This is a genomic window from Legionella cherrii (assembly GCF_900635815.1).
Taxonomy (GTDB): domain Bacteria; phylum Pseudomonadota; class Gammaproteobacteria; order Legionellales; family Legionellaceae; genus Legionella; species Legionella cherrii.
Genome location: NZ_LR134173.1, coordinates 2,192,483 through 2,215,273, shown reverse-complemented (window position 1 = coordinate 2,215,273; position 22,791 = coordinate 2,192,483). Strand labels below are relative to the sequence as shown.

Below are 22,791 nucleotides of genomic sequence, written 5' to 3'. Positions count from 1 at the left end.
AAGAAACGTATTTTTTAAATCATTTAAGATTGAATAGAGGAGTAAAAGCCATTTGACGTAATTCATTCAACCATTGCGCTCTTGGCGTTCCTCCTGGAGCTGTAGGTTCGAACCAATTATATTTGCACCAAAGATAAATATCCAAACTCTTCATTTGGCTAAAATCATTAATCGACTGCAATAAATGCGCGTCTATAGGCAAAATACTCTGATACCCCTCAATCATCCATGCAAATTTTTCTGCCCATTCAGCATAAGGTCTACTGCATAAGTCTAAAAATGGTTTTGCAATATCGGCGATAAACCAATGATAGACAGGCTCATCAAAATCAATAAAATGGATTTGTTTGCCGTCAAACAGCACATTACCCGGACGATGATCTCCATGCGTGAGGCCAAAATTGACCTTATTCGGCGTAAAGTATCCAAAGCGTTGGTCAAGGCTATGAAATAAATCCTGAATCGCCGTTTCTTCATCAGCAAGGTAATCGGCTGTTTCATTCCACAAGTCCTGCCAGCTTCTAAAATGATGTCCTTTCGCTTGATAAGTTCCCGCAGCACGGTGTAAACGCGCCAAAGCTTGTCCCCAGAGAAAGTAGGTATTTTTACCCTCATATCCAAAATGCATGATTGTCCCTGGCACTTCAGAGCATACTTGGGCCCAAAAAAAGAGTTCATCTTGTCTAACGCTTTCAATATAACACCCGTTGTTTGACACGAGAACGTCAGAAACTGGTGCATCATTTTGCAGCAAGTGTTGTTGAAAATCGATGGCAGCAAGCAGTTCCTTTTGTGGTCTAATCTGCTCATGAGTCATGCGCAAATAGAATCCCTTTCCCGCAGATTCAAAACGATAAACACAATTGATTTGATTGTTAATCAGTTGCAGGTTATGTGGTCGATCAACCCATTGCGAAGCCGCTTCAAGTGCTGTTTTATTGCTGATTTTTTTTAAGGTATCTTCCCAAACCATAAACTATATCTCGTTAATTTTATTTGAAAAAATCAATCCAAAGTCATTATATTTTCGTCATCGCTTCCGCTGTTCTCTTGGGGACGCATATCATGCAAAGCAGTCCTATACTTTATTATAGAATCCGATAATTTTTTACTCTTAACAAGCTCTCCCTGTTCAGCCAACGTTGAGTCGGGTGATACCTTAGAAACTATAGATACAAAAAATTTCACAGCCTCAGCCAAAGCGCGCCATAATGGAGAAGAACTGCCCATTGCCTCATGAGAAAGACTCATTAATTCCTCGTTGGTTTTTTCCATGTCCTCGATTTCACCTGCATGTGAAAAATTAAAGCTATCATCACACTGTGCAATAATATGAGTCAACAGATCCAATTTCTTTGGATCCAGACTTTTCAATGCAGCTTCAACATTATGATCAGCAATTGCATCAAGACGTTTTAATAATTTCTCCATTGCACCTTGAAGCTCTGGTAGAGAATCCGTATGCTTATATAATTTTGTTGCAAAATTAATATAAAGTTTTTGATACGTTTGAACTGCTGCATCTTGAAACGCTTCAGCTGCATTGATTCGTTCATTCTTGCGGATCTTTTCTTTCAACTCAAGATAACAATCCAAACGCGCTTTGATTCCTACCGCATGCTCACACTCAGCTAGCGAATTAAGAAATGCTTTCATTAATTCTTGTTGTGCTGCTAATTGGTCTGGGTTGCCAGCACACCATTCAAGTTCACCAAATAGCGTCTTTGAAACCTCATCTTTCAAACGTTCATCCAATGAAAGATTCATTAACTGCTGAACATACACCAATTTGCTTTGATGCAACGCAATCGCTTGATCTAAAAAACCCTCTGGACCTAAATATTGTTGATAAATTTCTACTAATCGATCTTTGCCCTCATCAGTCTCCTTCATTTTTTGAATTTCCTCAGCCAAGAGAGGCGCAACGCCATATAAGCGAGAAGCCATTAGATTCTTAACTCGTTCAAAAGGGCTTGCCTCAAGGCTGGTACAGAGTGGACTAACAATCACATTATGATCTCGCTCAGAATTGAGCTCGGGTTCGAACTGTTGTACAACTTGCTCATCAGTTACAATTCCTTCTTTGGATATTTTTCCATCATAAATGGTCACAAAATCAAGCATACCTCCTCCTGCATAACCCGGTCGTTTAGGATCCGGGCCTGGCGCATGAGCATAGGTGGATTGACCACTATATCGAGCTGCCGCAAGAGAAGCACGATCAAGTGCGTGTATTTCAGGATATTTCTCCGGATTATCCCACATGTTAATTTCTTCGTTTTTATCATTAAGTCGGTTGCGAGTATTCGCATCATATCCTGAAACCATTAAATTAGGACAGGCCGCCAGAAGTTGATCCCAATTGCGCACATCTTTTATCGTTTTTTTATGGAGCATATGCCAATCTTGATTGCGCTTCAACATACTGCTTGCATCTAAATGCCCACTTACCGCTTGTATATCGATACGCTCCCCATCGTTTCGCTTTATGGCAAAATTAGTAACCAATCCTCCTTTATTGAATCCTGAACCACTACTGATTCTCTCCAAAAAACCACTTGCAGGAGTACGTCTTGCTTCGGCTGACTTGATATCGCTTAAATCTAATTCATTCTTATAAACAATAAAGGTTGCTATTCCTGTATTCGAATGAAGTTGAGTATCCGCTTTAGTATGGGTAGCCATTTGCGCCAAACACTTGACTTTATAGCCCTTCTTAATTAACGCTTCTTCAAGCTGTTTTTGAGTTTTCTCAAAGTGGGTTTCTTGACAGTTGATAATATAAAAATCTGCTCCATCCGCATCGATATTATTGGCAAGATTGCTACTGGCTTCAATACCAATAGTATCATTACCACAATTTGCTGTAATTGCTCGATATTTAAAAGGCATGATAACTCTCTAATCTCGGAGACTTTTTAGTAATGCATAGTATTAATATAGCCCACGCACAAAGCAATTGAGTGATATTCAAATCACAAAGAAAGATAATTATACAGCAAATAAAATAAATCTGAAAAGAAAAACCAATTAACTTCCCATCTCATAACGACTCGATAAATACTTATTAAGAGGTAAAAGCTATCCAGTAAATACGACTTGTGATGAAGGAGTATCCTGATTTGCTTGCTCTCTGTTTCGAAAAACAAGTACAGCATCAAATAATTGCTCTACCTCTCCCTTCTCAGCCCAAAAGTGTTGAAAAGCTAAAGGAAATTTCGTCAACACATCCTTTTTAGAGATATCTTCTGAGCTTTGTATTACTTTTGACATTGCTGTCAATAAGTAAATTTTATCTTTTATTGTCTCATTCTGTGAATCTTGATTGTGCGCTAATCTGATTAATTTCTGACGAATAAGTTTTAACAGATAAGGTTTGGCCTCTTCCAAAGCCATTGTGCGAATCAATGCACTGTAATCACAACAAGTAAACAGTCTATGATGCCTCGGCTCCATTTCGTTAGAATCCTGGGGTATTAAAGTTTCCTCCTGATTTGCAATCGCATCTTGGATGACATTAGGTTTACTCAAATAAAACCATCCCTTAATGGATTTTTTTATCTCATGAGGAATCATACGCCACAAGATATCAACACCAGTAAACACGACCGCCGCAAGGGAAAATACCGTACCTAGTGCAGGAACAATAGGAAAGAGTAAGGCAAATACAACTGCCCCTAAGGCGGCAGCTAAGAAAGATATCACAAACAAGTTATTGAAAGCCGCCTGTAGGTAATGCATTCGTTGAGTACTGTTTTGGGGAGACTCATAAGCTCTATATGAATTGAGTGCCAACATGACCAACTGATGCCCTAATGATAAGGCTAAGCTACTGAAAAAAAACCAAGGACCTGCTGCAAAGCTAAAACTAAATAATTTGGATAGAGCAGCGCCATAAAGTGATATACTTGCTAATACCGCACAAACTGCAGAAGTTAAAAAAAGTGACCATTGATCAAAATTGCGGTTGCTGGCTTTTGCAAGTTTATACCCGTTAATTATCGCATTTACCGTCAACAAAAAACCTATAAAAGGCAATGTGATGTAAAATAAAGGTGATATACGAAACATCGCTGATAACCTTGTATCAGCCATTGTAATAAATAGGGCTATCTCTTGCGTTTCTCTAATGTATGTAATCGCCTTCTGGAGTTGAGTAACAAACATAAGCCTCCTGATAATTATTATTATTTTTGTACTTGGGAGTCCTACAAAACTCTAAAAATGCTGCCTGATTGTTACCATCAGGATCTTTGGGTACATTCTAGAATATTCAGGTTGTATTGTCCCTTCTCCACATACGGGAGAAGGGACCCATCGGGGCAGATGTGGGTATTGATTACAGCAAATGAACCCTCACCCCTACGCCTCTCCCACCAATGGGAGAGGGATTTCTTCTTAACTTAATAACAATGCCTCCACCTCTTTGCTCACAAGCAGGAGATGGATTTCATTTTATTGCCGCAGATGAGGGAACAAAATCACATCACGGATTGACTGTGAGTTGGTAAATAACATGATTAAGCGATCTATTCCAATGCCCTCTCCTGCTGTGGGAGGCAAGCCATATTCCAGAGCTTCGATATAATCACTATCAAAGTGCATGGCTTCGAGATCACCTGCATCCTTTTCTTCAACTTGCTTACGAAAACGCTCTGCTTGATCTTCTGCATCATTCAACTCAGAAAATCCATTAGCAATTTCTCGGCCCGCAATAAAGAATTCAAAACGGTCAGTTACTTCTGGATCATCATCGCTGCGGCGGGCCAAAGGTGAGATTTCAGTGGGATAACCCGTAATAAAAGTAGGCTGAAATAACTGATGTTCAACAGTTTCCTCAAACAATATAATTTGCAGCTTACCTAAGCCGTCAGTTTCTTTAAAAGGAAAACCTTTTTTCTGTAAAATCGCACGACAACTGACAATGCTCTCAAGTTGAGACGCATCAATTTCAGGATGGTAATGTAAAATTGCCTCTTTTACAGTCATGCGCGTAAATGGCTTATCAAAATCTATAATTTGGCCTTGATATTCAACTTGGCGCTTTTCTATTACCGTATCACAGAGATAGCGTAATAATTCCTCAGTAAAATTCATCAAATCCTTATAATCTGCGTAGGCTTGATAAAACTCAACCATTGTAAACTCTGGATTATGACGCGTTGATATACCCTCATTGCGGAAATTACGATTAATTTCATAAACTCGCTCAAAACCGCCTACAACAAGACGTTTTAAATAAAGCTCGGGGGCAATACGCAAATACATGGTCATATCCAATGTATGATGATGCGTAACAAAAGGCCGAGCCATAGCACCGCCTGGAATAGGATGCATCATGGGTGTTTCCACTTCCAGAAAGTAGTTTTTATCCATAAATTGTCTAAACGCTTGAATTAATCGCGAGCGCGTTAAAAAAGTAAGACGGCTTTCATCATTAGCAATCAAATCAACATAACGTTTGCGATATTTCACTTCTTGATCGGCTAGGCCATGGAACTTATCAGGCAAAGGGCGCAATGATTTCGTTAATAATTGGACACGTTCGGTATGTACTGTCAGCTCACCTGTATTTGTTTTGAATAACTCACCTTGAACACCGACTATATCGCCTAAATCCCAATGCTTAAATTCTTCATAGTCTTCAGGGAGATCATTCGCGCGAATGTATACTTGAATACGTCCAGAAAAATCTTGAATATGGAAGAAGCTAGCCTTTCCCATAATACGTCTTAATACAATACGACCCGCTACAATTACTTTAACATGCTGTTGTGCTAAGGTTTCCTTATCTAATGAATCGTAATGTTTTATAATTTCCTGAGCTAAATTTTCACGACGAAATTGGTTTGGAAAATTAAAACCTTTTGTACGTAATTCAGCCAATTTTTGTTTGCGAATATAATAAACTTCGCTTTCATCGATATGTTCTATTTGCTCATCACTCATGCTGCCCTACTCCTGCCTTTAAACTGGCTTCAATAAATTGATCCAATGCACCATCCAATACTGCCTGGGTGTTGCTCGTTTCAACACCAGTGCGTAGATCTTTAATACGAGATTGATCTAATACGTAAGAACGGATTTGAGATCCCCAACCTATGTCTGATTTACTGGCTTCTAATGCCTGCTGCTCCGCGTTTTTCTTTTGCATTTCCAATTCATATAACTTTGCACGCAGCTGCTTCATTGCCTGATCTTTATTACGATGTTGACTTCGATCATTCTGGCATTGTACTACAATCCCACTGGGAGCATGAGTAATACGTACCGCCGAATCAGTTCGGTTAACATGCTGTCCACCAGCTCCGGACGCTCTGTACGTATCGATACGTAAATCAGCCGGATTAATTTCTATATCAATGTCATCATCAATTTCAGGTGAAACAAATACTGCAGCAAAAGAAGTATGTCGCCTGTTTCCCGAATCGAAAGGAGATTTTCGTACTAAGCGGTGCACCCCAGTTTCTGTGCGCAACCATCCAAAAGCATACTCGCCCTTAAAATAGATTGTAGCGCTTTTAATACCAGCGACCTCGCCAGGAGAACATTCAATTAATTCAGTAATAAATCCGTGTTGTTCCCCCCAACGCAGATACATGCGCAATAACATTTCAGCCCAATCCTGGGCTTCGGTTCCACCTGAACCGGATTGAATATCCAAATAAGCATTTGAATTATCCATTTTCCCTGAAAACATACGACGAAACTCAAGATCAGCAACTTTTTGCTCAACCGAGGATAACTCTTCACCAATTTCATTTATCGTTTGTTCGTCATTTTCTTCGCGTGCGATCTCAAATAATTCATGGAAATCAATAATGGATTGATTTAATTGAGTTAAAGTAGAAACTACTGCTTCCAGCTGTGTTCTTTCACGTCCTAACGCTTGAGCAACTTCCGGATTATCCCAAACTGAAGACGATTCCAGTTCACGAACAACCTCTTCCAAGCGCTCACTTTTAGCGTCAAAGTCAAAGATACCCCCTAAGCGCTTCTACTCGCTTTTCAAGATCCACCAGATTAAGATTAATTTGGTTTACTTCTAACATAAGTGTCTCTTTAAAAAATAGTGATTGAGTCAATACTCTAATTGTAACCGCATGTTTCATAGCCGGATTACACGATACTAATCCGGGATACCTGACTAATCCGGGCTACAATTTTATGTAAGCTTAACCTAGTAAAAAATAAGCTTGAGATTTTACCGTGAATGCAATGAAAAAAACAACTTTATGAAGTCTTCATTGCTGTTCGGTAGGCTTGTAAGTTCATTAGTAAATCAGCTTCAGCAGGAGACAAATGGCAACTTTCGACAATTTCATCTCGATTACCACCCATTTCCAAAATGCGCAACGCGTGACGATAACCCCCATCATTATCTCGTTTATTTTCCAAATCTTGAATTTGATTATCCATGCTGATTAATTGCGTATTAATTTCCTTTAATTGCTTGGAGAATAATAAATCAGCATGAATTAACATGGGGTGATCTTTGGTAATTTCATCGATTGATTTTTGTTGTGTATCTAACTTTTCCTGAAACGCGATTAATTTTTTTCGCTGATTCAATAGGTAATTCACTCCTAATGAGAGAATGACTGCATTTAAGCTTAAAAGAAAAATAATCATTTTGTATCCTTATTTCCAGAATTCCCGATGACTACGCGGTGAGTTGGCTCACTTAATGCCGGATTCAAAAGACGAGGAATATTTCGATTCAAGGCGATAACGATACTCACCCTGCGATTTGCCGCTCTCCCTTGATCTGTGATGTTGTCTGCAACTGGAAATTGTTCACCATAACCTGTTACTAAAATACGTTCCGTTGAAATGCCAAATGAATTTAAAGTCCGGCCAACAACCGCCGCACGCATGGCTGAAAGTTCCCAGTTTGATGGAAACTGAGGGGTTTCTATAGGGACATTATCAGTATACCCTTCAATAGCAATAATAGAGGATGATTTTTTAATTTTACTTGCCAATCGCATTAACTTAACAAAAGCATCTGGTTTTAAATCTGCTTCACCTGACTCAAACAAAGCTCCTGATTTGATGTCCAGCTCAATCCAGCCTTCCTGGCGGTCAATTTTATAATTGCCATCTTCCAATTCTGATAACGATTGGCTTAATTCATCAAGACCATCATTATAGAGTCCATGAACTTGTTTGGTTTGTGGTCCGTCTTTTTTATTGTCCGTTGACTTAATCGCACGGGCCGCATCTTTATTATTAAACGCCGATTTCATCCCCTCCGAGAGCGATTTGTATTTAGATGTGTTCACGGAAGAAATAGCATACATCACTACAAAAAATGCAAAAAGCAAGGTAATGAAATCTGCATAGGAGACTACCCAACGATGGTGGTCGTTATGTTGTTCATTTCTTTTTTTTCTTGATTTCATCTTTCTTGTGCTGGCCAAAGTTATTGAGTTTTAACAACAAGATCCCAGGACTTTCCCCAGAGGCGATGGCGACTAAACCTTCTACTATCATCTCATCGTAGTGCACCTTATGGGCAATACAACTTTTTAATTTATTCGCCACAGGTAAAAAAATAAGATTAGCCATGCCAACCCCGTATATAGTCGCTACGAAAGCAACTGCAATACCTAATCCCAATTCGCTGGGCTCGGCTAAATGACGCATGACTTGAATGAGCCCTAATACTGCTCCCATGATTCCTATAGTTGGGCTGTACCCTCCCATACTTTCAAAAACTTGTGCTGCATGGAGGTCATGATTTTCAATTCGCTCAATCTCATCCTCCAGAACTTGTCTAATAGTGAGTTTATCTACACCAATAACCAATAACTCCAATCCTTTGCTAATGAGTGGATTTTTTTCAACTTCCAAATGTTCTTCCAAAGAAAGCAATCCCAGTTGACGCGCTTTTCGTGCCAACTCAAACATTTTGTTACGGCAGGATTCAAATTCAAGTTTGGGTGGTCTGATGACCCAAGGTAAAATAGTAAATGCTCTCCTAAAGGTAATCAGTGGTGTTTGTACCATAACCGCACCAATTGTTCCTCCAAGCACGATAAACAATGCAGACAAATTGACTAATGCCTGCATATTACCGCCTTCAAACACTTGGCCGATTATAATGGCTAGAAAACTGGTTAACATTCCTAGTAAAGTTAAAACATCCATTCTTTTTTATTCCGGTAAACGTGATTTAATCCGATGTGTTGCCTGGCTAAGAATCTGTGAAACACGTGATTCACTAACGCCGATAACTTCCCCAATTTCTTTTAAATTCAAATCCTGCTCATAGTATAAAGAAAGGACCATTCGCTCCTTATGCGGCAATCCGCGAATAACCTCCGATAAACGACGCATTAAATCACTATGGAATACACTGGCATGAGGCTCAGCATATCCATCTTCGACTTGCAAAACATCATCGGTAACTCCCAGATCTTCAAAGCCATATAAATGACTACTCACGGAGTCTTGTAACATTTCATGGTACTCATCGAGTGAGATGCCAAGCTCAGCTGCAATTTCTGAATCTTTAGCTTCTCTTCCTAACCGATGCTCGAGATATTTTACTGCTTCAGAGATCATTCTTGAATTTCGATATACAGAACGAGGTACCCAATCATTACGTCTTACTTCATCAAGCATGTACCCCTTAATTCGAATTCCTGCATAGGTTTCAAATGATGCGCCTTTGGAAGAATCATAATGTTTTGTTGCTTCCAGCAATCCAAGCATTCCCGCTTGTATTAAATCATCCAACTGCACACTTTGAGGCAAACGCCCCAATAAATGATGTGCTATGCGTTTAACCAACAAGGCATGGTTTTTTACCAGCGTTTCTTGGATTTGCTGATTTACTTTGCTATAGGCAGCCAAAGCATCCACAATATTCTCCTTAAAATTCACCTGCAACCCAACGCTCTAAAAAGAAACTGGTATTACCGCCCAATAAAGAACTGGGAGGCCATTCAGAGACTTCATCTGCTAACTGCCTGAGTGCCGAAGCAGCAGCAGAATCAGGATAAGCAATTAATACAGGCTTTTGCATTTTTACTGCCCTGTGTATGTGTTCATCAAAAGGTACCGCTCCTAAATAGTCTAGCTGAACCTCAAGAAATTGCTCGGAAACTTTGAATAATTTGTTAAATAATTCCCGCCCATCTCTTTCATTTCTCACCATATTGGCCAGTATATGAAAACGAGTCCATTCATAACGCTTGCTCATTACTTTAATTAAAGCATATGCATCAGTTAATGAGGTCGGTTCATCACATACAACGACAATTAATTCTTGCGATGAACGAGTAAAACTGAGAACGGTTTCTGAAATCCCCGCAGCGGTATCTATAATCATGTAATCTAAATCATCGGTGAGTTCATTAAACGCATCGATGATTCCGGCGAGCTCTGGTGAGGAGAGTTGAGTCATGAACTCTGTCCCTGAGGCTGCAGGAATGACACTAATGCCATTAGGTCCTGGCAAAATAATGTCACTTAAATGACAGATTCCCTGAATTACATGAGACAAGTTGTATTTAGTATGCAATCCGAGCATGATATCGATATTTGCCAATCCTAAGTCGGCATCAAGTATCATGACTCTTTTATTAAGCTGAGCCAAACCAACTGCCAGATTGACGGAAACATTACTCTTACCTACACCTCCTTTCCCAGCAGAAACAGCAATTACTTTAATGGGTTTCGCACGTGATAGATTCCTCAGACCTGAAGCTTGATCACTTATATTCTGCTTTACTTTAGACATGATATTCTCTCCCAGCACCTTGATGTGCTTTTCCAGCATTGTCCCCCCGAAACAATTGTGTTTCCTGCTCCGCAAGCAGCTCAATAAGCTGGTGACGTGTTGCCATTTTAATATCTTCAGGGACACGTTGTCCGTGTGTGAGATAGCTGACCCCCAAACCTGATTCAATGAGTGCACTGAGTGCACCACCTACAGCTAATGACTCATCCAGCTTGGTTAAAATGCACTGATCGACTTGATTGGCTTCATAACGTCTTATTGCATCAATTAATACTTGATAATGGCTGGTTGCAGGTAAAACCAAAACTCTCGAAATCGACTGCAAATAAGTACTCAATACATGCATTTGTTTTACAACTCGTTCATCTGCCGGATTCATCCCCGCAGTATCAATCAAAATTAATTTCTTATCGCTTAGTTGTCGTAATACTCGCGCCAAAGAGACCTCATCCTGAGCAACACAAACCTTTACCCCCAAAATTTTTCCATACATCATGAGTTGCTCTTGTGCGGCAATTCGATAGGTATCCATCGTGACAAGCCCTAACTTATCTGCCCCAAATCTCAGGGTAAATCTCGCCGCAATTTTGGCCAGGGTCGTCGTTTTTCCGACACCAGTTGGTCCAACAAAAGCATAAACGCCGCCCTCTTCTATCCTATGGTTGTCACGAATGGTTAATTGCTCAGAAATTAAATTCAATATCGCGTCCCATCCTTTTTGCTGATTAAAATCGGGGCGTACGGAACATGCCCAAGCGGCAGCGGTCGTATGACTTACGCCAAGATACAAAAGCTTCTGCAGCAAAATGGTATGCAAAGGCTCGTAAACACCCACATTTCCCCGTAATTGGGCTTCAAGCATGCCTCTTAACGTTTGAATTTCTTGACGCATATCATCAAGAGGCGTTTGCATTTGAAATTTATTCATCTGACTCGGTGGCTCAGCCGAAGCAACTGCCGCAGAAGCTGATAGAATTGTTTCATCAAAATCAATGGCCGCAACGACCTCTACTCCACCCTCTATGTGGTGACTGGACAAAATAACGGCATCAGCACCAAGTGTCTCTTTAATTTGTTTCATAGCGCTGCGTGTGTCGGCCGCAACAAAACGTTTTAATTTCATAAAGCCTCCTGCTTATGAAGAAATTTGCCACTATTCACGCAATGCCTCTATAGAAATTGTAGTCCGATTGTAGGAAAACTGAGAAATTTATACTCTTTGGCTCCGTTTTCCTGGCCTAGGTCACTGTTCCATGAGGAAAAAGTGACCATTTCTATCCTACTGTGCCTACTATTCTTATTTGTTTGTTATCAGGAATCTCCTGATACGACAAAACATGAAAGTCATGAGAGATATTACGCACAAATCGTGCCAACACTGCGCGTATCCCCGGTTGTACAACCAAAACTGAACTCTCCTGCTTTGCCTGCTGTTGCATTGCTAATTGTGTTAAAGAATGTTGTATCTTATCTGCCATTCCTGGCTCAAAATTTACGCCTCCAGATCCACTACTCTGAATAATGTTTTGCAATAATTGTTCCAACTCGGGTTTTAATGTGATAATCGGCAGCTCTTCATGGATACCACTGATTTTTTGCGTAATTAATCGTGATAAGGCAATACGTACTTGACTGATTAAGTACTCTGTATCTTTAGATTTTGGCGCTAGCTCCGCCAAAGTTTCGACTATTGTCCGAATATCAGTTAGAGGAATGTGTTCTACTAGTAATCCTTGTAATACTTTACTGACCATGCCTAATGAAAGTCCATCAGGCACCAGCTCTTTTACCAATTTAGGTGAATTTATTGCCAGCTTATCTAAGAGCTGCTGTGTTTCTTCATAACCTAATAGCTGTTGACTGTTTTGCTCTAGTATTTGGCTTAAGTGCGTGGCAACGACTGTTGAGGCATCTACTACAGTATACCCCAAAGTATGTGCCTGCTCTTTTTGACTTTCATTTATCCAAACCGCTTCCATACCAAATGCTGGGTCATGAGTTTTTATTCCCTCTATTTCGCCAAAAACTTGTCCTGGATTTATAGCCAAACTACGATCTAAATGAATTGAGGCCTCTCCCATTACAACTCCCGCCAAGCTAATTCGATAATGGTTAGGTTTTAAATCCAAATTATCACGTACGTGCACAGAGGGAATTAAAAACCCCAGTTCTTGAGATATTTTCTTGCGAACCCCTTTGATGCGAGAAAGTAAAACACCGCCTTGTGACTGATCGACTAAAGGTATCAGGCGATATCCTACTTCGAGGCTAATCACATCAACTGGATTCACATCGTCCCATGAGAGTTCCGATGAAATACTAGGACTTTGCATAGACAGAGATTCATTTTCCTGATTGAGTTGTTCTTTGCGTTTTACTTTTTCTTGCTGTTGAAACAAATAAGCAATTCCCGACAAACCTGCGGCAAGTAAAATAAATGCGACATGAGGCATTCCAGGGATAATACCAATCAATCCGATAATTGCCGCTGCAATAATTAATGAACGCGGGTTAGCCAGCAATTGGGAAATAACTGCATGTCCCATATTTTGCGCACTAGAAACTCGCGTAACAATGATGGCTGCGGCAGTGGATAAAACTAAAGAAGGTACTTGCGCAACCAAACCATCACCAATAGTTAATAGGATATAATTATGCAGCGCATCAGAAACGTTCATTCCATGTTGAAAAACACCAATAATCAAACCACCAATAATGTTTACAACCAAAATTAAAATTCCAGCAATTGCATCACCACGAACAAATTTGCTGGCACCATCCATAGAGCCATAGAAATCTGCTTCCTGTGCTACCTCTAATCGACGTTTTATTGCCTGCTCTTGATTGATTAACCCCGCATTCAAATCAGCATCGATAGCCATTTGTTTCCCAGGTAAAGAATCTAAAGTAAAACGAGCACTGACCTCAGATACACGACCCGCACCCTTGGTGACCACAACAAAATTGATTACTACTAAAATAATAAATACGACAAGACCTACCGCATAGTTTCCACCAATAACTACTTCACCAAATGATTGAATCACATGCCCAGCAGCATCAGTTCCTTTATAACCATTGAGTAACACCACGCGAGTTGAAGCGACGTTTAACGACAATCGCAACAAGGTAGCAAGCAGTATCACGGTTGGAAATACAGCAAAATCGAGAGGTCTTTCGCTGTATATTACCGCTAACAGCACTACAAGAGATAAAGCAATATTAAAAGTAAAAAACACATCCAATAAAAATGGAGGCAAAGGCAGCATCATCATGCCAAGCATCATGACAAGCACTAAAGGCGTACCTAAACCTTGACGCAGCCAATATTGAATGTAGTGCAATGCTTTATTCATTCACATTCTCCTCTGCTTTGCGCGCTAATTCGGGCGGAATAGGAACATCCTGTAATACCGTGGGTTTATAATCGTAACGTTCCTTATCTCGCAGTTGAAACACATAGGCTAAAACCTGGGCTACAGCGACGTAGAGTCCTCTGGGTATTTCCTTATTTAATTTGGTAGAAAAATAGAGAGCACGTGCTAAGGGTGGCACCGATATAATGGGAATTTGATGTGATTTTGCAACTTTGCTTATTTGAAAAGCAACTAAGTCTTTGCCCTTTGCCACAACTATGGGTGCCTTATGACTCTTTTCTTTGTAACTAATGGCTACGGCATAATGAGTGGGGTTAGTTAACACGACATTCGCTTTAGATATTTCATTCATCATCCGCCGCCTCGAGATTTCCTGCTGGGCGCGACGAATAGCACTTTTTACCTCAGGCTTACCCTCTGTTTCTTTATATTCATCTCTCAATTCTTGCATCGTCATTTTCATGTTTTTTTGATGCTCATACAATTGAAAAGGCACATCAAAAGCAGCGATAACAATCAAACTGGCAGTAATTAATACAAATGACTTCACTACGATCAAAGCACCGCTGCCAATTGCTGTTTCTATGGGAACATGAGCCAAAGCTAACAAGGCAGGTACTTGTGATTTCAATACCACTATGGCTACAACTGCGACTAAAAGAAACTTGAAAAACGATTTAATCATTTCAGCAAAACTTTTCACCGAAACCATTCGTTTAAGTCCTTGAAATACGTTGAGTCGTGAAAACTTAGGTAGTATCACTTGCCCGCTAAACACCCAGCCCCCCATCAGCAAAGGAGCAGCCAAAGTAATCAGAAAAATTACAGCCAATAAGGGTATTAAAGACCAAAATCCCATTTTAGCCAGAAAAAATAAACGTTCTAAACTTGTTATGGGTGTAATAATGACGCGTGTATCAAATTCAAAAGCTTGACGCATCATTGTTGCCATCTGATGTGCTAACTGTTTACCAAAAATAAGAAATCCCAAAGCAGTAAAAAGTAAGGTCACTGTGGTGTTGAAATCTTTTGAGCGAGCAACCTGACCTTTTTTTCGCGCTTCTTTGAGCCGTTTGGCCGAGGGCTGTTCGGTTTTTTCTTGTGCTTGTTCTTGCTCTGCCATCAGTGCAACATCCCTATCATAAAACGCATCCCATCTTTGATAAGATCCGCCATTTGTGCGGCAACACTAGGCAAACCCACCTTAATCACAACCATTCCCATGATCAACGTTATAGGAAATCCTAAAGAAAAAATATTCAATTGTGGTGCTGCGCGAGACATAATTCCGAAGGCAAGACTCACAATAAGTAAAGACAATAAAGCTGGAATTGAAATCAATAGGGCCTGTTTAAACATCCAGCCCGAAAATAAAATGACATTCCAAACCATAGATTGAGTCACAGAAAGCTGTCCTATAGGCATGATTCTGAAACTATCCAATAAGGTTTCAAAAACAGTCAAATGACCATTAAGTGCCAAAAAAATTAAGGTCATCATCATGGAATAAAGCTGGCTAACAAGCGGGACACTGGCTCTGCTTGCAGGATCCATCATCACTGCAAAACTGAGGCCTGCCTGCATTGCAATAATTTGTCCGCCCAAAACAAAAACCTGAAAAACGAGTTGTAAGACAAATCCCATTAACAAACCAAAGAGCAATTCCTGGAGGATGTATCCTAAAAAAATTCCTTTGAAATTCAGAAAAGAAAGTTCTTTAGGAACCATAAAAGCACAGACACAACTTAGTACAAAAAGGAAAATAATTTTAATGCGCGCTGGTAATAAGGCAGAAGAAAATACTGGTACTGTAAGCAATAACCCGCCAATACGACCCATTGGCCAAATGGCCTGACTTATCATACCGATAATTGTTGGATAATCCAGCTTCATCTTGAATTAGCCTATTAAGTAAGGAATATTGGTAATTAACGAATCCGTGTAATTCACCATCGTTTTCAATAACCAAGGACCAGCAAATACAAGCATCAAAAAGGTAATAAATAATTTGGGTATAAAACTCAAACTCGTTTCATTAATTTGTGTTGCTGCTTGAAACATAGAAACGAGAACACCAATAATTAAACCAGGAAGAATGAGCACTGTGATCAATAGCAGCATTAAATACACACCTTCACTGAATATAGAAACTACAGACTCTGGAGTCATATTATTTCCCTATAATTTGGGGTTCTGTTTACACCGCTACTTTCTCGGCCCCATCCCTAGGTCATTCCCACTGCAAGGAGGAATGAAGTGGAGTAGGATAGCGCATTGTAAAGAGTCCCTATTTCCTTTTAATTTATAACTCTGGACGTAATACCGCATTAACTCATAGCAAAACTTGAAGCCAGTGAGCCTAAAATGAGTGTCCAACCATCCACCATAACAAAAAGCATGATCTTAAAGGGTAATGAAATAATTAAAGGCGATAACATCATCATACCCATTGCCATCAGAACACTGGATACCACCATATCAATAATCAAAAAGGGCAAAAATAAAATAAATCCAATCTGAAAGGCTGTTTTTAATTCACTGGTGATGAATGCTGGAATCACGACACTCATGGGTACTTCATTAAGCGTAGCGGGATTTTCTTGAGCGAATTTTTCAAACATGGATAAATCATTTTTGCGTGTTTGATTTAACATAAATTCCCGTAAAGGTACTTGTGCATTGGCCAGGGCCTGAGGAAATTTAATAGTCTCTTTGAGATAAGGTTGTACTGCAGTGTCATTGATTTTATTAAATACAGGTGACATCACAAAATAAGTCATAAATAGCGCAATACCAATTAAAATTTGATTGGTCGGGGTTTGAGCCATCCCTATAGCCTGACGTAAAATGGAAAGCACTATAATTATTCTTGTAAACGCTGTCATTGCCATCAACATCCCAGGCAACACGGTTAACAACGTCATAAAAATCAAAATTTGGAGGTTCACACTGTAGGTCTGTTCTCCATTGGCACCAGGTTGTACGGTCATTGCAGGCAGGGATAACGGTGCTGCCTGTAAAACCAGTGGGAAGCAACAAAATAAAATAAGAAATAGTGTCGCCTGGGTACAGCGCAGCGGAATACGGGATGTTTGGCCATCATCCCGATTGTCACGAGAAATCGCCCATCGCAACCCTGTGCTAAAGCGATAAGATCCCGAGCGACATTCGAAATGATGGAGACTTCCCTCATGAGAATTAGAGAATATTGGATACCAATGGATAATTAAATTTATTATGTTCATCTTATGATTTCACAACCGATTTAAGCAGAGCCGCAAATGAAGGTTTATTTAGAGTGTCCTCAAATCCTGGTGGAAGCTGTTCGCCAAAATCATGGAGCAATGTGATGTTTCCGGAACCTGAGCCAACCAATAAATAACGAGTCCCCACCTTTAATAAGGTGATTTTTTCTTTAGGTCCCAAAATCATACTGGCCATGGATTGAAATCCCTTGGTCGAGCCCATGTGCATACCATGAAATCGCCTCACTACCCAAGACAATACCATGATGAGTAATAAAACCACCAATAGGCCCATCACCACACGGATGAGCTCTCCCTGATTGAGTGCACTTTGCATTATCTTAATCGCTTAATTCGTTCTGCTTGAGTGACAATGTCGGTTAATCGCACCCCAAACTTATCATTCACTACTACAACTTCTCCGTGCGCGACTAAAGTGCCATTGACTAACACATCAAGCGGATCACCCGCTAAACGATCCAGGGCAACAATCCCGCCTTGGTTTAATCGAAGCAAATTACGAATGGTCATTTTGGTATGACCAATTTCTACCTTTACAGATACCGGTATATCTAAAATTAAATCCAGTTTATCGCTGTCTGCTTCCTGAGAAAGAGTATTTGCTGGTTTGGCTTGTTCCATTTCTTGAGACATTACTTATCTCCTAATAACTAATGTTTTTTATTATTTTTACTGCACGTTTTTCATTTGCAGCACCTTGAGTTGCCGTAAAACCTGGGATTCCTTCAATATCTAAAGTAACCACTTCTTTCATTTCCATTGGTATAAAATCACCTACTTGCCATGACATCACTGCCCCTAGAGTGCTTTTTGTTTCAGCCATGACAGAGCTTACCGTTAATTCAACATCCATTAATTCTTCTTTCAGCGATTTAACCCAGTTAGGATCAATTTCATCATCGGGTCTAGAAGCACCAAGTTCCAATTGCTCTTTAATCGGTTCAACCATGGAGTAAGGTAAAATGAAATAAAAAGTTCCTATTTCTTTGCCAAAATCCATCGAAAAGCGTGCTACTAACAACATTTCTTCAGGTTCTGCTATATTGACTAACTGTGGGTTTGTTTCATCATTAAACTTGGTAATCTCAAGTTGGATAATGGGCTTCCATGCCTGAGTCAAGTTGGCAATGAGTTTCTTGGTAATCACATCCATTACACGTAACTCAGTCGCAGTAAAATCAGTTTTGTCTTTTTGAGCAAAAAATTGCGAGCTTCCACCAAAATAATAGTCGACCAGATCGTAGACAAAAGTACTATCAAAAAGAATAATCCCTTTACCACGTAATGGCTTAAATTTAGAAATACACATTAAGCTCGGATTGGGTAGGCTCTCCATAAAATCGCGATGTTTGGTAATGAGCAATGGATCTTGTTTAATCTCAAAATCTTTGGCGGTAACGTTATAGACATCGGATGCAAATAAGCGCACAGCGCGATCATAAATTCTATCTAATACAGGTAACTTGCCTTTGACGATGCGTTCCTGAGCCGTGAAATTCAGTGTTTTTACATCATTTTCGTCTTTTATTTCTACTGTCTCAAATACAGCCTCAGTAACCTTCTTTTTATTAGCTTTTGTTCTTTTATTGTCGTCTTTTTCATCAGTTACCGCAGGCTCTTCTGAGTCTTGATGGAGGTGTTCAGGATTTTCATCCACAGTTTTCAGCAGAGCATCTATTTCTTCTTGCGATAAAACGTTTTTATCAGCCATATAAGCAATCCATACTAATTTTAAACTTGAATTCACTCATTAAATTCAAGGAACCACCTGATTTTTCTATTGAGTATCTACGTTATGCAAACTATATGCCATTTATATAAAGCGTTGTCATAGGAGTAGGACTTGCAACTTGGATACAGCGCGGCAGAATGATTCATCGGATCCCATCACCCAAGCAACACTCGTCAGCTCAAGCCAATCTGCTCATCCCGAGCGACTCTCGTCCCCCCGAGCGTAGCGAGGGCTTTCCGTGCATAGCACAGTATTTTGAGGGATTCCTAGTTGCCCTTGTGATGACGGATCGCCGGATGAGGAACCTATTTAATTTGACAGTCAAAAAAATCATATGCCAATCATTTGACTATGCATTCAAACTTAATGGGTAAAAATACAAGCAACTTTATTCATTTGTTTGTTGCTGGCATTTCGCTTGTGCCATTTTCCGACAATTATCCTGACAATCAATTTGATCTGAGTTCAAACATTGTGAGTTAATACAATCTTGGGCTGTATTATTAAAACACTGCGACTTGTCATATTTTTGTGCGCCTAAATTATCTTGAGGGATATCAGCTGCAAAAACTAAAAAAGAAAAGAAAAGTCCGAAAAAGATTAAATATGTTTTCATGATAATTCCTTTTAAATGTGTTCCTAAATGAATTATAGTCTTAGTATAGAATATAATTGAATGAAGAAAAAATGCACTGCAAAACAAGAAAGTTCACGAATTTTAGCCGTGCACGCTTTAGTCAATCGTTTTGCTTACGTCCAGATAATGAAGAGCAACTTGCTGATTATCTTGCTCATAATCCTCAGCAAAACATTCTCGTACGAGGCTCAGGGTTAAGTTATAACGACAGTTGTTTTAATACTAATGGTATGATTATCGACACCGCGCGTCTGAATCATTTTATCAATTTTAATCATGAGACCGGGATTGTAGTATGTCAAGGTGGAGTATCACTCAAAGATTTATTTTTAGTACATCCTGATTTCATTCCTCCAGTTCTTCCTGGTACCGTTCATGCTACCGTAGCCGGAGGAATTGCTCATGATGTGCATGGAAAAAACAATCACCAGGCTGGTAGTTTTGGCCATCATCTCCTTGGGTTTGATCTACTCATGGGCAATAAAAAACTTCATTGCAGCCGTGAAGAAAACAGCGACTTATTTCATGCCACCATTGCAGGCTTAGGACTCACCGGTGTTATTACTCGAGCCGAACTTCGTCTAAAAAAAGCTCCTCGCTTTGTTCATGCAGAACACAAGCAATTTGAATCCATCCGAGCATTAACTGAATATATGGTAGCCGAGGGTATTCATTATGACTATCAAGTCTCTTGGCTTGATCTTCTGAATTCTACCCCTCGAGCCATTCTATCTACAGCGGATCATTGTGAACCTGTCAACACAAAGAAAACAAAGATCCATACCGTACCTAAAATTCCATTTTCTCTGATCAAGCGATGGAATATGAAATTGTTTAATCAGCATTTTTTTACCAGTAAAAAAGGTCAAGAAACACTAGCACTGGAACAATTTAATAATCCACTTGATAAACTCATGCACTGGAATAGACTTTATGGCCCAAGAGGATTGCTCCAATTCCAAGCTGTATTTGATGTCGATCATGCTCCAATTATTTTGGAGCAGTTAATCGAATTAATGCGGATTAATAAAGCCACCCCTACTCTCGCAGTGCTCAAGTTGTTTACCGAACCCGGTGAGGGCTTACTCTCTTTTTGTAAACCAGGATTTACCTTAGCCGTTGATTTCGTCCATAATCCTCAGGCAACACAAGCAATATCTGCGATGAATCAGCGAATCACTGAACTTAACGGTCGAATTTACTTAGCTAAAGATTTGTTTTTGAATGAAAAACAATTTCATAGCATGTATGAGAATCATCAACAATTTTCTCAGACTCTAGGCCATTATGGCTGTACAATGCACTCTGATCTAGCAAAACGATTAGGGATTATAAAATGACGCAAAGAACTTGGGTGATACTCGGCGCAACCTCCATTATTGCCGAAAAATTTGCACATATTGTTGCTCGTTCGGGGCATCAATTACTCATGGTAGGACGCCAACAAAAGCAGCTCCAAATCATTGCCAATGATATTATGCTTCGATATAACATAAATTGCGACATACTTGTTGTGGATCTGATTGAACAGGTCGATAAGTTAATCACTGTATTTAAAACAACAGAGAGTGAATTGGATTTGTTCATTGCCCACAGTGATTTCACCGATAATGAGCATCTTAATGTCGAGACAATAACCCACCTCATCAGACTCAATATTCTAACGACTACCCTAATCATCCACAGCTATTTAAATCGTCAGCAAAAAGAACATCATTTACTTTTTTTAAGTTCCGTTGCGGCATGCAGAGGACGCTCCAAAAACAGTCTGTATGGTGCAAGTAAAGCAAGTATCGAAGTTTATCTTCAAGGCCTACAACAGGCTGCCAGCAATAATCAACACATCACCATCGCCCGCTTAGGCTTTATTGACACCAAACAAACCTATGGCCTTCCGGGAATTTTTTATGCAGCACCACCAGAGTCTTGTGCAAAAGCTTGCTGGAAAGCGTTGATGCGTAGAAGAAGGATCTTCTATTATCCTTATTTTTGGCGAATGATTATGGCGGTAATTACTCGATTGCCATTTTTTCTTTACAAGAAAATGGGCAAGATTTGATAGTATTTTTGATTTAACGCCTAGCCCGATAAGGAGCAAGAACATTAGTCTCTTTAATTAATGCATCTCCTATTCTAGATTGAATAAGAGGTGCAATGTAAATTGGCCTAAAAATTCAATACGCACGCCAGTCTGTTGACTATCTTCTTTAGCCAATCACTCCTGTGATTTTTCTTTCAGAAATGATCCGTTAATCTAAAATGCACCAAAATTAATGAACTCACTTAAAGATTGTAATCATAGGTAAGATTGTTTTTATCAATCCAAAAAACTGCAAAATGTAGATAACTAGAATAATAAGCACCAGTACATTTAACAGACTTTTAATTGATGGTGGCATAGGAATAAAAGTATCTATTAACCATAACACCAACCCAAAAACAACAATTATTGCAATTAAATTCAGTAACCCGCTCATGACTGTCCTTAATAAGATGTATTCTTAAAACTATAGCAGATTTACAAATACTTAAGGTTGAACCTGTCTAGAAAATAGTATATCTAGCCTGGGTGCATCGAAGCAGAACACAGGCTACAATAAAAACTAATGGTCTGGTGTACCTGTTTTTTCCTTCAATAGATCACGAATTTCAGCCAATAAAGTTTCTTCTCTTGTGGGTGGCGTTTCTTTCTTTTCTTCCTTTTTTCTTAATAGGGAAATCGCTTTAATTGCTACAAAAATTGAAAATGAAATGATAGTAAAATCAATTACTGCCTGGAGAAATTCGCCCCACTTCACCACTGCATCACCGACTGTAAACGTTTTAGTTGCAACATTGACTCCACCTAATAATAGACCAATTAAAGGCATGACAATACCACTTACCAAAGAGCTAATGATTTTGCCAAATGCTGCACCAATAACCACTGCGACAGCAAGATCAATTACATTTCCTTTGATGGCGAATTGTTTAAACTCTTGTAAAAATCGCATCTCATCTCCCTATATACTGTCATTTTTACAAAGGTA

Annotated in this window: 24 protein-coding genes; 2 read left to right on the top strand and 22 right to left on the bottom strand. The window is 39.5% G+C overall.

Translation table 11 applies throughout. The features are described 5' to 3' along the window. Nucleotides 1-19: 19 nt before the first annotated feature. From EL022_RS09325 to EL022_RS09230, 20 genes are all read right to left on the bottom strand, one after another. Nucleotides 20-973, bottom strand: a complete 954-nt coding sequence (locus EL022_RS09325) for a phosphotransferase enzyme family protein (protein WP_028381938.1) — start codon at nucleotides 971-973, stop codon at nucleotides 20-22. Between the two features lie 32 nt (nucleotides 974-1,005). After that, nucleotides 1,006-2,892, bottom strand: coding sequence for an exonuclease/endonuclease/phosphatase family protein (locus tag EL022_RS09320; RefSeq protein ID WP_051544496.1), 1,887 nt, complete (start codon nucleotides 2,890-2,892; stop codon nucleotides 1,006-1,008). 189 nt (nucleotides 2,893-3,081) lie between these two features. After that, nucleotides 3,082-4,167 (bottom strand): hypothetical protein, encoded by a 1,086-nt coding sequence (locus EL022_RS09315; protein ID WP_028381939.1) that lies wholly within the window; start codon nucleotides 4,165-4,167, stop codon nucleotides 3,082-3,084. Nucleotides 4,168-4,455: 288 nt separating this feature from the next. Then, entirely contained in the window at nucleotides 4,456-5,949 is a 1,494-nt protein-coding gene (lysS, locus tag EL022_RS09310) for a lysine--tRNA ligase (RefSeq protein WP_028381940.1), read from the bottom strand. After that, a protein-coding gene (gene prfB / locus EL022_RS09305) for a peptide chain release factor 2 (RefSeq protein ID WP_126325168.1) occupies nucleotides 5,942-7,052 on the bottom strand; the annotation gives its coding sequence in 2 pieces (ribosomal slippage) (nucleotides 5,942-6,976 and nucleotides 6,978-7,052; 1,110 coding nt in all). Before prfB ends, lysS begins: the two co-directional genes overlap by 8 nt. 181 nt (nucleotides 7,053-7,233) lie before the next feature. Beyond that, nucleotides 7,234-7,632, bottom strand: coding sequence for a DUF2802 domain-containing protein (locus EL022_RS09300; RefSeq protein WP_028381942.1), 399 nt, complete (start codon nucleotides 7,630-7,632; stop codon nucleotides 7,234-7,236). Further along, on the bottom strand, nucleotides 7,629-8,405 hold the full coding sequence (locus EL022_RS09295) for a flagellar motor protein MotB (RefSeq protein ID WP_028381943.1): 777 nt from the start codon (nucleotides 8,403-8,405) through the stop codon (nucleotides 7,629-7,631). Before EL022_RS09295 ends, EL022_RS09300 begins: the two co-directional genes overlap by 4 nt. Beyond that, nucleotides 8,380-9,153, bottom strand: a complete 774-nt coding sequence (locus EL022_RS09290) for a flagellar motor protein (RefSeq protein ID WP_028381944.1) — start codon at nucleotides 9,151-9,153, stop codon at nucleotides 8,380-8,382. Before EL022_RS09290 ends, EL022_RS09295 begins: the two co-directional genes overlap by 26 nt. Nucleotides 9,154-9,159: 6 nt before the next feature. Continuing rightward, on the bottom strand, nucleotides 9,160-9,870 hold the full coding sequence (locus EL022_RS09285; protein ID WP_028381945.1) for an RNA polymerase sigma factor FliA: 711 nt from the start codon (nucleotides 9,868-9,870) through the stop codon (nucleotides 9,160-9,162). Nucleotides 9,871-9,880: 10 nt separating this feature from the next. Beyond that, nucleotides 9,881-10,750, bottom strand: coding sequence for a MinD/ParA family protein (locus EL022_RS09280; protein WP_028381946.1), 870 nt, complete (start codon nucleotides 10,748-10,750; stop codon nucleotides 9,881-9,883). Further along, the gene (flhF, locus tag EL022_RS09275; protein ID WP_028381947.1) at nucleotides 10,743-11,873 is read right to left on the bottom strand and encodes a flagellar biosynthesis GTPase FlhF; all 1,131 of its coding nucleotides are present in this window, start codon (nucleotides 11,871-11,873) and stop codon (nucleotides 10,743-10,745) included. The genes EL022_RS09280 and flhF overlap by 8 nt, the downstream gene beginning before the upstream one ends. Before the next feature lie 151 nt (nucleotides 11,874-12,024). Further along, nucleotides 12,025-14,106, bottom strand: a complete 2,082-nt coding sequence (flhA, locus tag EL022_RS09270) for a flagellar biosynthesis protein FlhA (protein ID WP_028381948.1) — start codon at nucleotides 14,104-14,106, stop codon at nucleotides 12,025-12,027. After that, complete coding sequence (gene flhB / locus EL022_RS09265) at nucleotides 14,099-15,250, bottom strand: flagellar biosynthesis protein FlhB (protein WP_028381949.1); 1,152 nt, start codon at nucleotides 15,248-15,250, stop codon at nucleotides 14,099-14,101. The genes flhA and flhB overlap by 8 nt, the downstream gene beginning before the upstream one ends. Then, complete coding sequence (gene fliR / locus EL022_RS09260; RefSeq protein ID WP_028381950.1) at nucleotides 15,250-16,020, bottom strand: flagellar biosynthetic protein FliR; 771 nt, start codon at nucleotides 16,018-16,020, stop codon at nucleotides 15,250-15,252. The genes flhB and fliR overlap by 1 nt, the downstream gene beginning before the upstream one ends. A 6-nt stretch (nucleotides 16,021-16,026) precedes the next feature. Continuing rightward, nucleotides 16,027-16,296 (bottom strand): flagellar biosynthesis protein FliQ, encoded by a 270-nt coding sequence (gene fliQ / locus EL022_RS09255; protein ID WP_028381951.1) that lies wholly within the window; start codon nucleotides 16,294-16,296, stop codon nucleotides 16,027-16,029. A 158-nt stretch (nucleotides 16,297-16,454) separates the two neighbouring features. Continuing rightward, nucleotides 16,455-17,372, bottom strand: a complete 918-nt coding sequence (fliP, locus tag EL022_RS09250) for a flagellar type III secretion system pore protein FliP (RefSeq protein WP_237761267.1) — start codon at nucleotides 17,370-17,372, stop codon at nucleotides 16,455-16,457. Nucleotide 17,373: 1 nt separating this feature from the next. Further along, the gene (fliO, locus tag EL022_RS09245) at nucleotides 17,374-17,709 is read right to left on the bottom strand and encodes a flagellar biosynthetic protein FliO (protein WP_028381953.1); all 336 of its coding nucleotides are present in this window, start codon (nucleotides 17,707-17,709) and stop codon (nucleotides 17,374-17,376) included. Continuing rightward, nucleotides 17,709-18,014 (bottom strand): flagellar motor switch protein FliN, encoded by a 306-nt coding sequence (gene fliN / locus EL022_RS09240; RefSeq protein ID WP_237761377.1) that lies wholly within the window; start codon nucleotides 18,012-18,014, stop codon nucleotides 17,709-17,711. The genes fliO and fliN overlap by 1 nt, the downstream gene beginning before the upstream one ends. Nucleotides 18,015-18,036: 22 nt before the next feature. Next, nucleotides 18,037-19,104, bottom strand: a complete 1,068-nt coding sequence (gene fliM, locus EL022_RS09235) for a flagellar motor switch protein FliM (protein ID WP_028381954.1) — start codon at nucleotides 19,102-19,104, stop codon at nucleotides 18,037-18,039. A gap of 409 nt (nucleotides 19,105-19,513) precedes the next feature. Then, nucleotides 19,514-19,741, bottom strand: coding sequence for a hypothetical protein (locus tag EL022_RS09230; RefSeq protein WP_028381955.1), 228 nt, complete (start codon nucleotides 19,739-19,741; stop codon nucleotides 19,514-19,516). 71 nt (nucleotides 19,742-19,812) lie between these two features. On the opposite strand from EL022_RS09230, the gene EL022_RS09225 reads away from it, so the two are divergent. Both EL022_RS09225 and EL022_RS09220 read left to right on the top strand, forming a co-directional pair. Continuing rightward, nucleotides 19,813-21,102 carry an FAD-binding oxidoreductase gene (locus tag EL022_RS09225; RefSeq protein WP_028381956.1) on the top strand — a complete coding sequence of 430 codons (1,290 nt, stop codon included), beginning with the start codon at nucleotides 19,813-19,815 and terminating at the stop codon, nucleotides 21,100-21,102. Beyond that, nucleotides 21,099-21,821, top strand: a complete 723-nt coding sequence (locus tag EL022_RS09220) for an SDR family NAD(P)-dependent oxidoreductase (protein ID WP_028381957.1) — start codon at nucleotides 21,099-21,101, stop codon at nucleotides 21,819-21,821. Before EL022_RS09225 ends, EL022_RS09220 begins: the two co-directional genes overlap by 4 nt. A 220-nt stretch (nucleotides 21,822-22,041) precedes the next feature. Here the strand turns inward: EL022_RS09220 and EL022_RS16365 are convergent, their stop codons facing one another. Continuing rightward, nucleotides 22,042-22,239, bottom strand: a complete 198-nt coding sequence (locus EL022_RS16365; protein ID WP_028381958.1) for a Thivi_2564 family membrane protein — start codon at nucleotides 22,237-22,239, stop codon at nucleotides 22,042-22,044. Between the two features lie 126 nt (nucleotides 22,240-22,365). Further along, nucleotides 22,366-22,755: a large-conductance mechanosensitive channel protein MscL gene (gene mscL / locus EL022_RS09210; protein WP_028381959.1), complete on the bottom strand. Its 390-nt coding sequence runs from the start codon at nucleotides 22,753-22,755 to the stop codon at nucleotides 22,366-22,368. Nucleotides 22,756-22,791: the final 36 nt, after the last annotated feature.

Bases quoted from the DNA above. Each gene is read 5' to 3' on its own strand.
- flhF (WP_028381947.1), bottom strand. From the start codon at position 11,873: ATGAAATTAAAACGTTTTGTTGCGGCCGACACACGCAGCGCTATGAAA.
- EL022_RS09220 (WP_028381957.1), top strand. From the start codon at position 21,099: ATGACGCAAAGAACTTGGGTGATACTCGGCGCAACCTCCATTATTGCC.
- EL022_RS09300 (WP_028381942.1), bottom strand. From the start codon at position 7,632: ATGATTATTTTTCTTTTAAGCTTAAATGCAGTCATTCTCTCATTAGGA.
- fliN (WP_237761377.1), bottom strand. From the start codon at position 18,014: ATGGAACAAGCCAAACCAGCAAATACTCTTTCTCAGGAAGCAGACAGC.
- EL022_RS09325 (WP_028381938.1), bottom strand. From the start codon at position 973: ATGGTTTGGGAAGATACCTTAAAAAAAATCAGCAATAAAACAGCACTT.
- EL022_RS09290 (WP_028381944.1), bottom strand. From the start codon at position 9,153: ATGGATGTTTTAACTTTACTAGGAATGTTAACCAGTTTTCTAGCCATT.
- EL022_RS09320 (WP_051544496.1), bottom strand. From the start codon at position 2,892: ATGCCTTTTAAATATCGAGCAATTACAGCAAATTGTGGTAATGATACT.
- fliR (WP_028381950.1), bottom strand. From the start codon at position 16,020: ATGAAGCTGGATTATCCAACAATTATCGGTATGATAAGTCAGGCCATT.
- mscL (WP_028381959.1), bottom strand. From the start codon at position 22,755: ATGCGATTTTTACAAGAGTTTAAACAATTCGCCATCAAAGGAAATGTA.
- fliO (WP_028381953.1), bottom strand. From the start codon at position 17,709: ATGCAAAGTGCACTCAATCAGGGAGAGCTCATCCGTGTGGTGATGGGC.
- flhB (WP_028381949.1), bottom strand. From the start codon at position 15,250: ATGGCAGAGCAAGAACAAGCACAAGAAAAAACCGAACAGCCCTCGGCC.
- fliM (WP_028381954.1), bottom strand. From the start codon at position 19,104: ATGGCTGATAAAAACGTTTTATCGCAAGAAGAAATAGATGCTCTGCTG.
- flhA (WP_028381948.1), bottom strand. From the start codon at position 14,106: ATGAATAAAGCATTGCACTACATTCAATATTGGCTGCGTCAAGGTTTA.
- EL022_RS09225 (WP_028381956.1), top strand. From the start codon at position 19,813: ATGCACTGCAAAACAAGAAAGTTCACGAATTTTAGCCGTGCACGCTTT.
- EL022_RS09280 (WP_028381946.1), bottom strand. From the start codon at position 10,750: ATGTCTAAAGTAAAGCAGAATATAAGTGATCAAGCTTCAGGTCTGAGG.
- EL022_RS09295 (WP_028381943.1), bottom strand. From the start codon at position 8,405: ATGAAATCAAGAAAAAAAAGAAATGAACAACATAACGACCACCATCGT.
- EL022_RS09315 (WP_028381939.1), bottom strand. From the start codon at position 4,167: ATGTTTGTTACTCAACTCCAGAAGGCGATTACATACATTAGAGAAACG.
- EL022_RS16365 (WP_028381958.1), bottom strand. From the start codon at position 22,239: ATGAGCGGGTTACTGAATTTAATTGCAATAATTGTTGTTTTTGGGTTG.
- fliQ (WP_028381951.1), bottom strand. From the start codon at position 16,296: ATGACTCCAGAGTCTGTAGTTTCTATATTCAGTGAAGGTGTGTATTTA.
- fliP (WP_237761267.1), bottom strand. From the start codon at position 17,372: ATGAACATAATAAATTTAATTATCCATTGGTATCCAATATTCTCTAAT.
- lysS (WP_028381940.1), bottom strand. From the start codon at position 5,949: ATGAGTGATGAGCAAATAGAACATATCGATGAAAGCGAAGTTTATTAT.
- EL022_RS09230 (WP_028381955.1), bottom strand. From the start codon at position 19,741: ATGAAAACATATTTAATCTTTTTCGGACTTTTCTTTTCTTTTTTAGTT.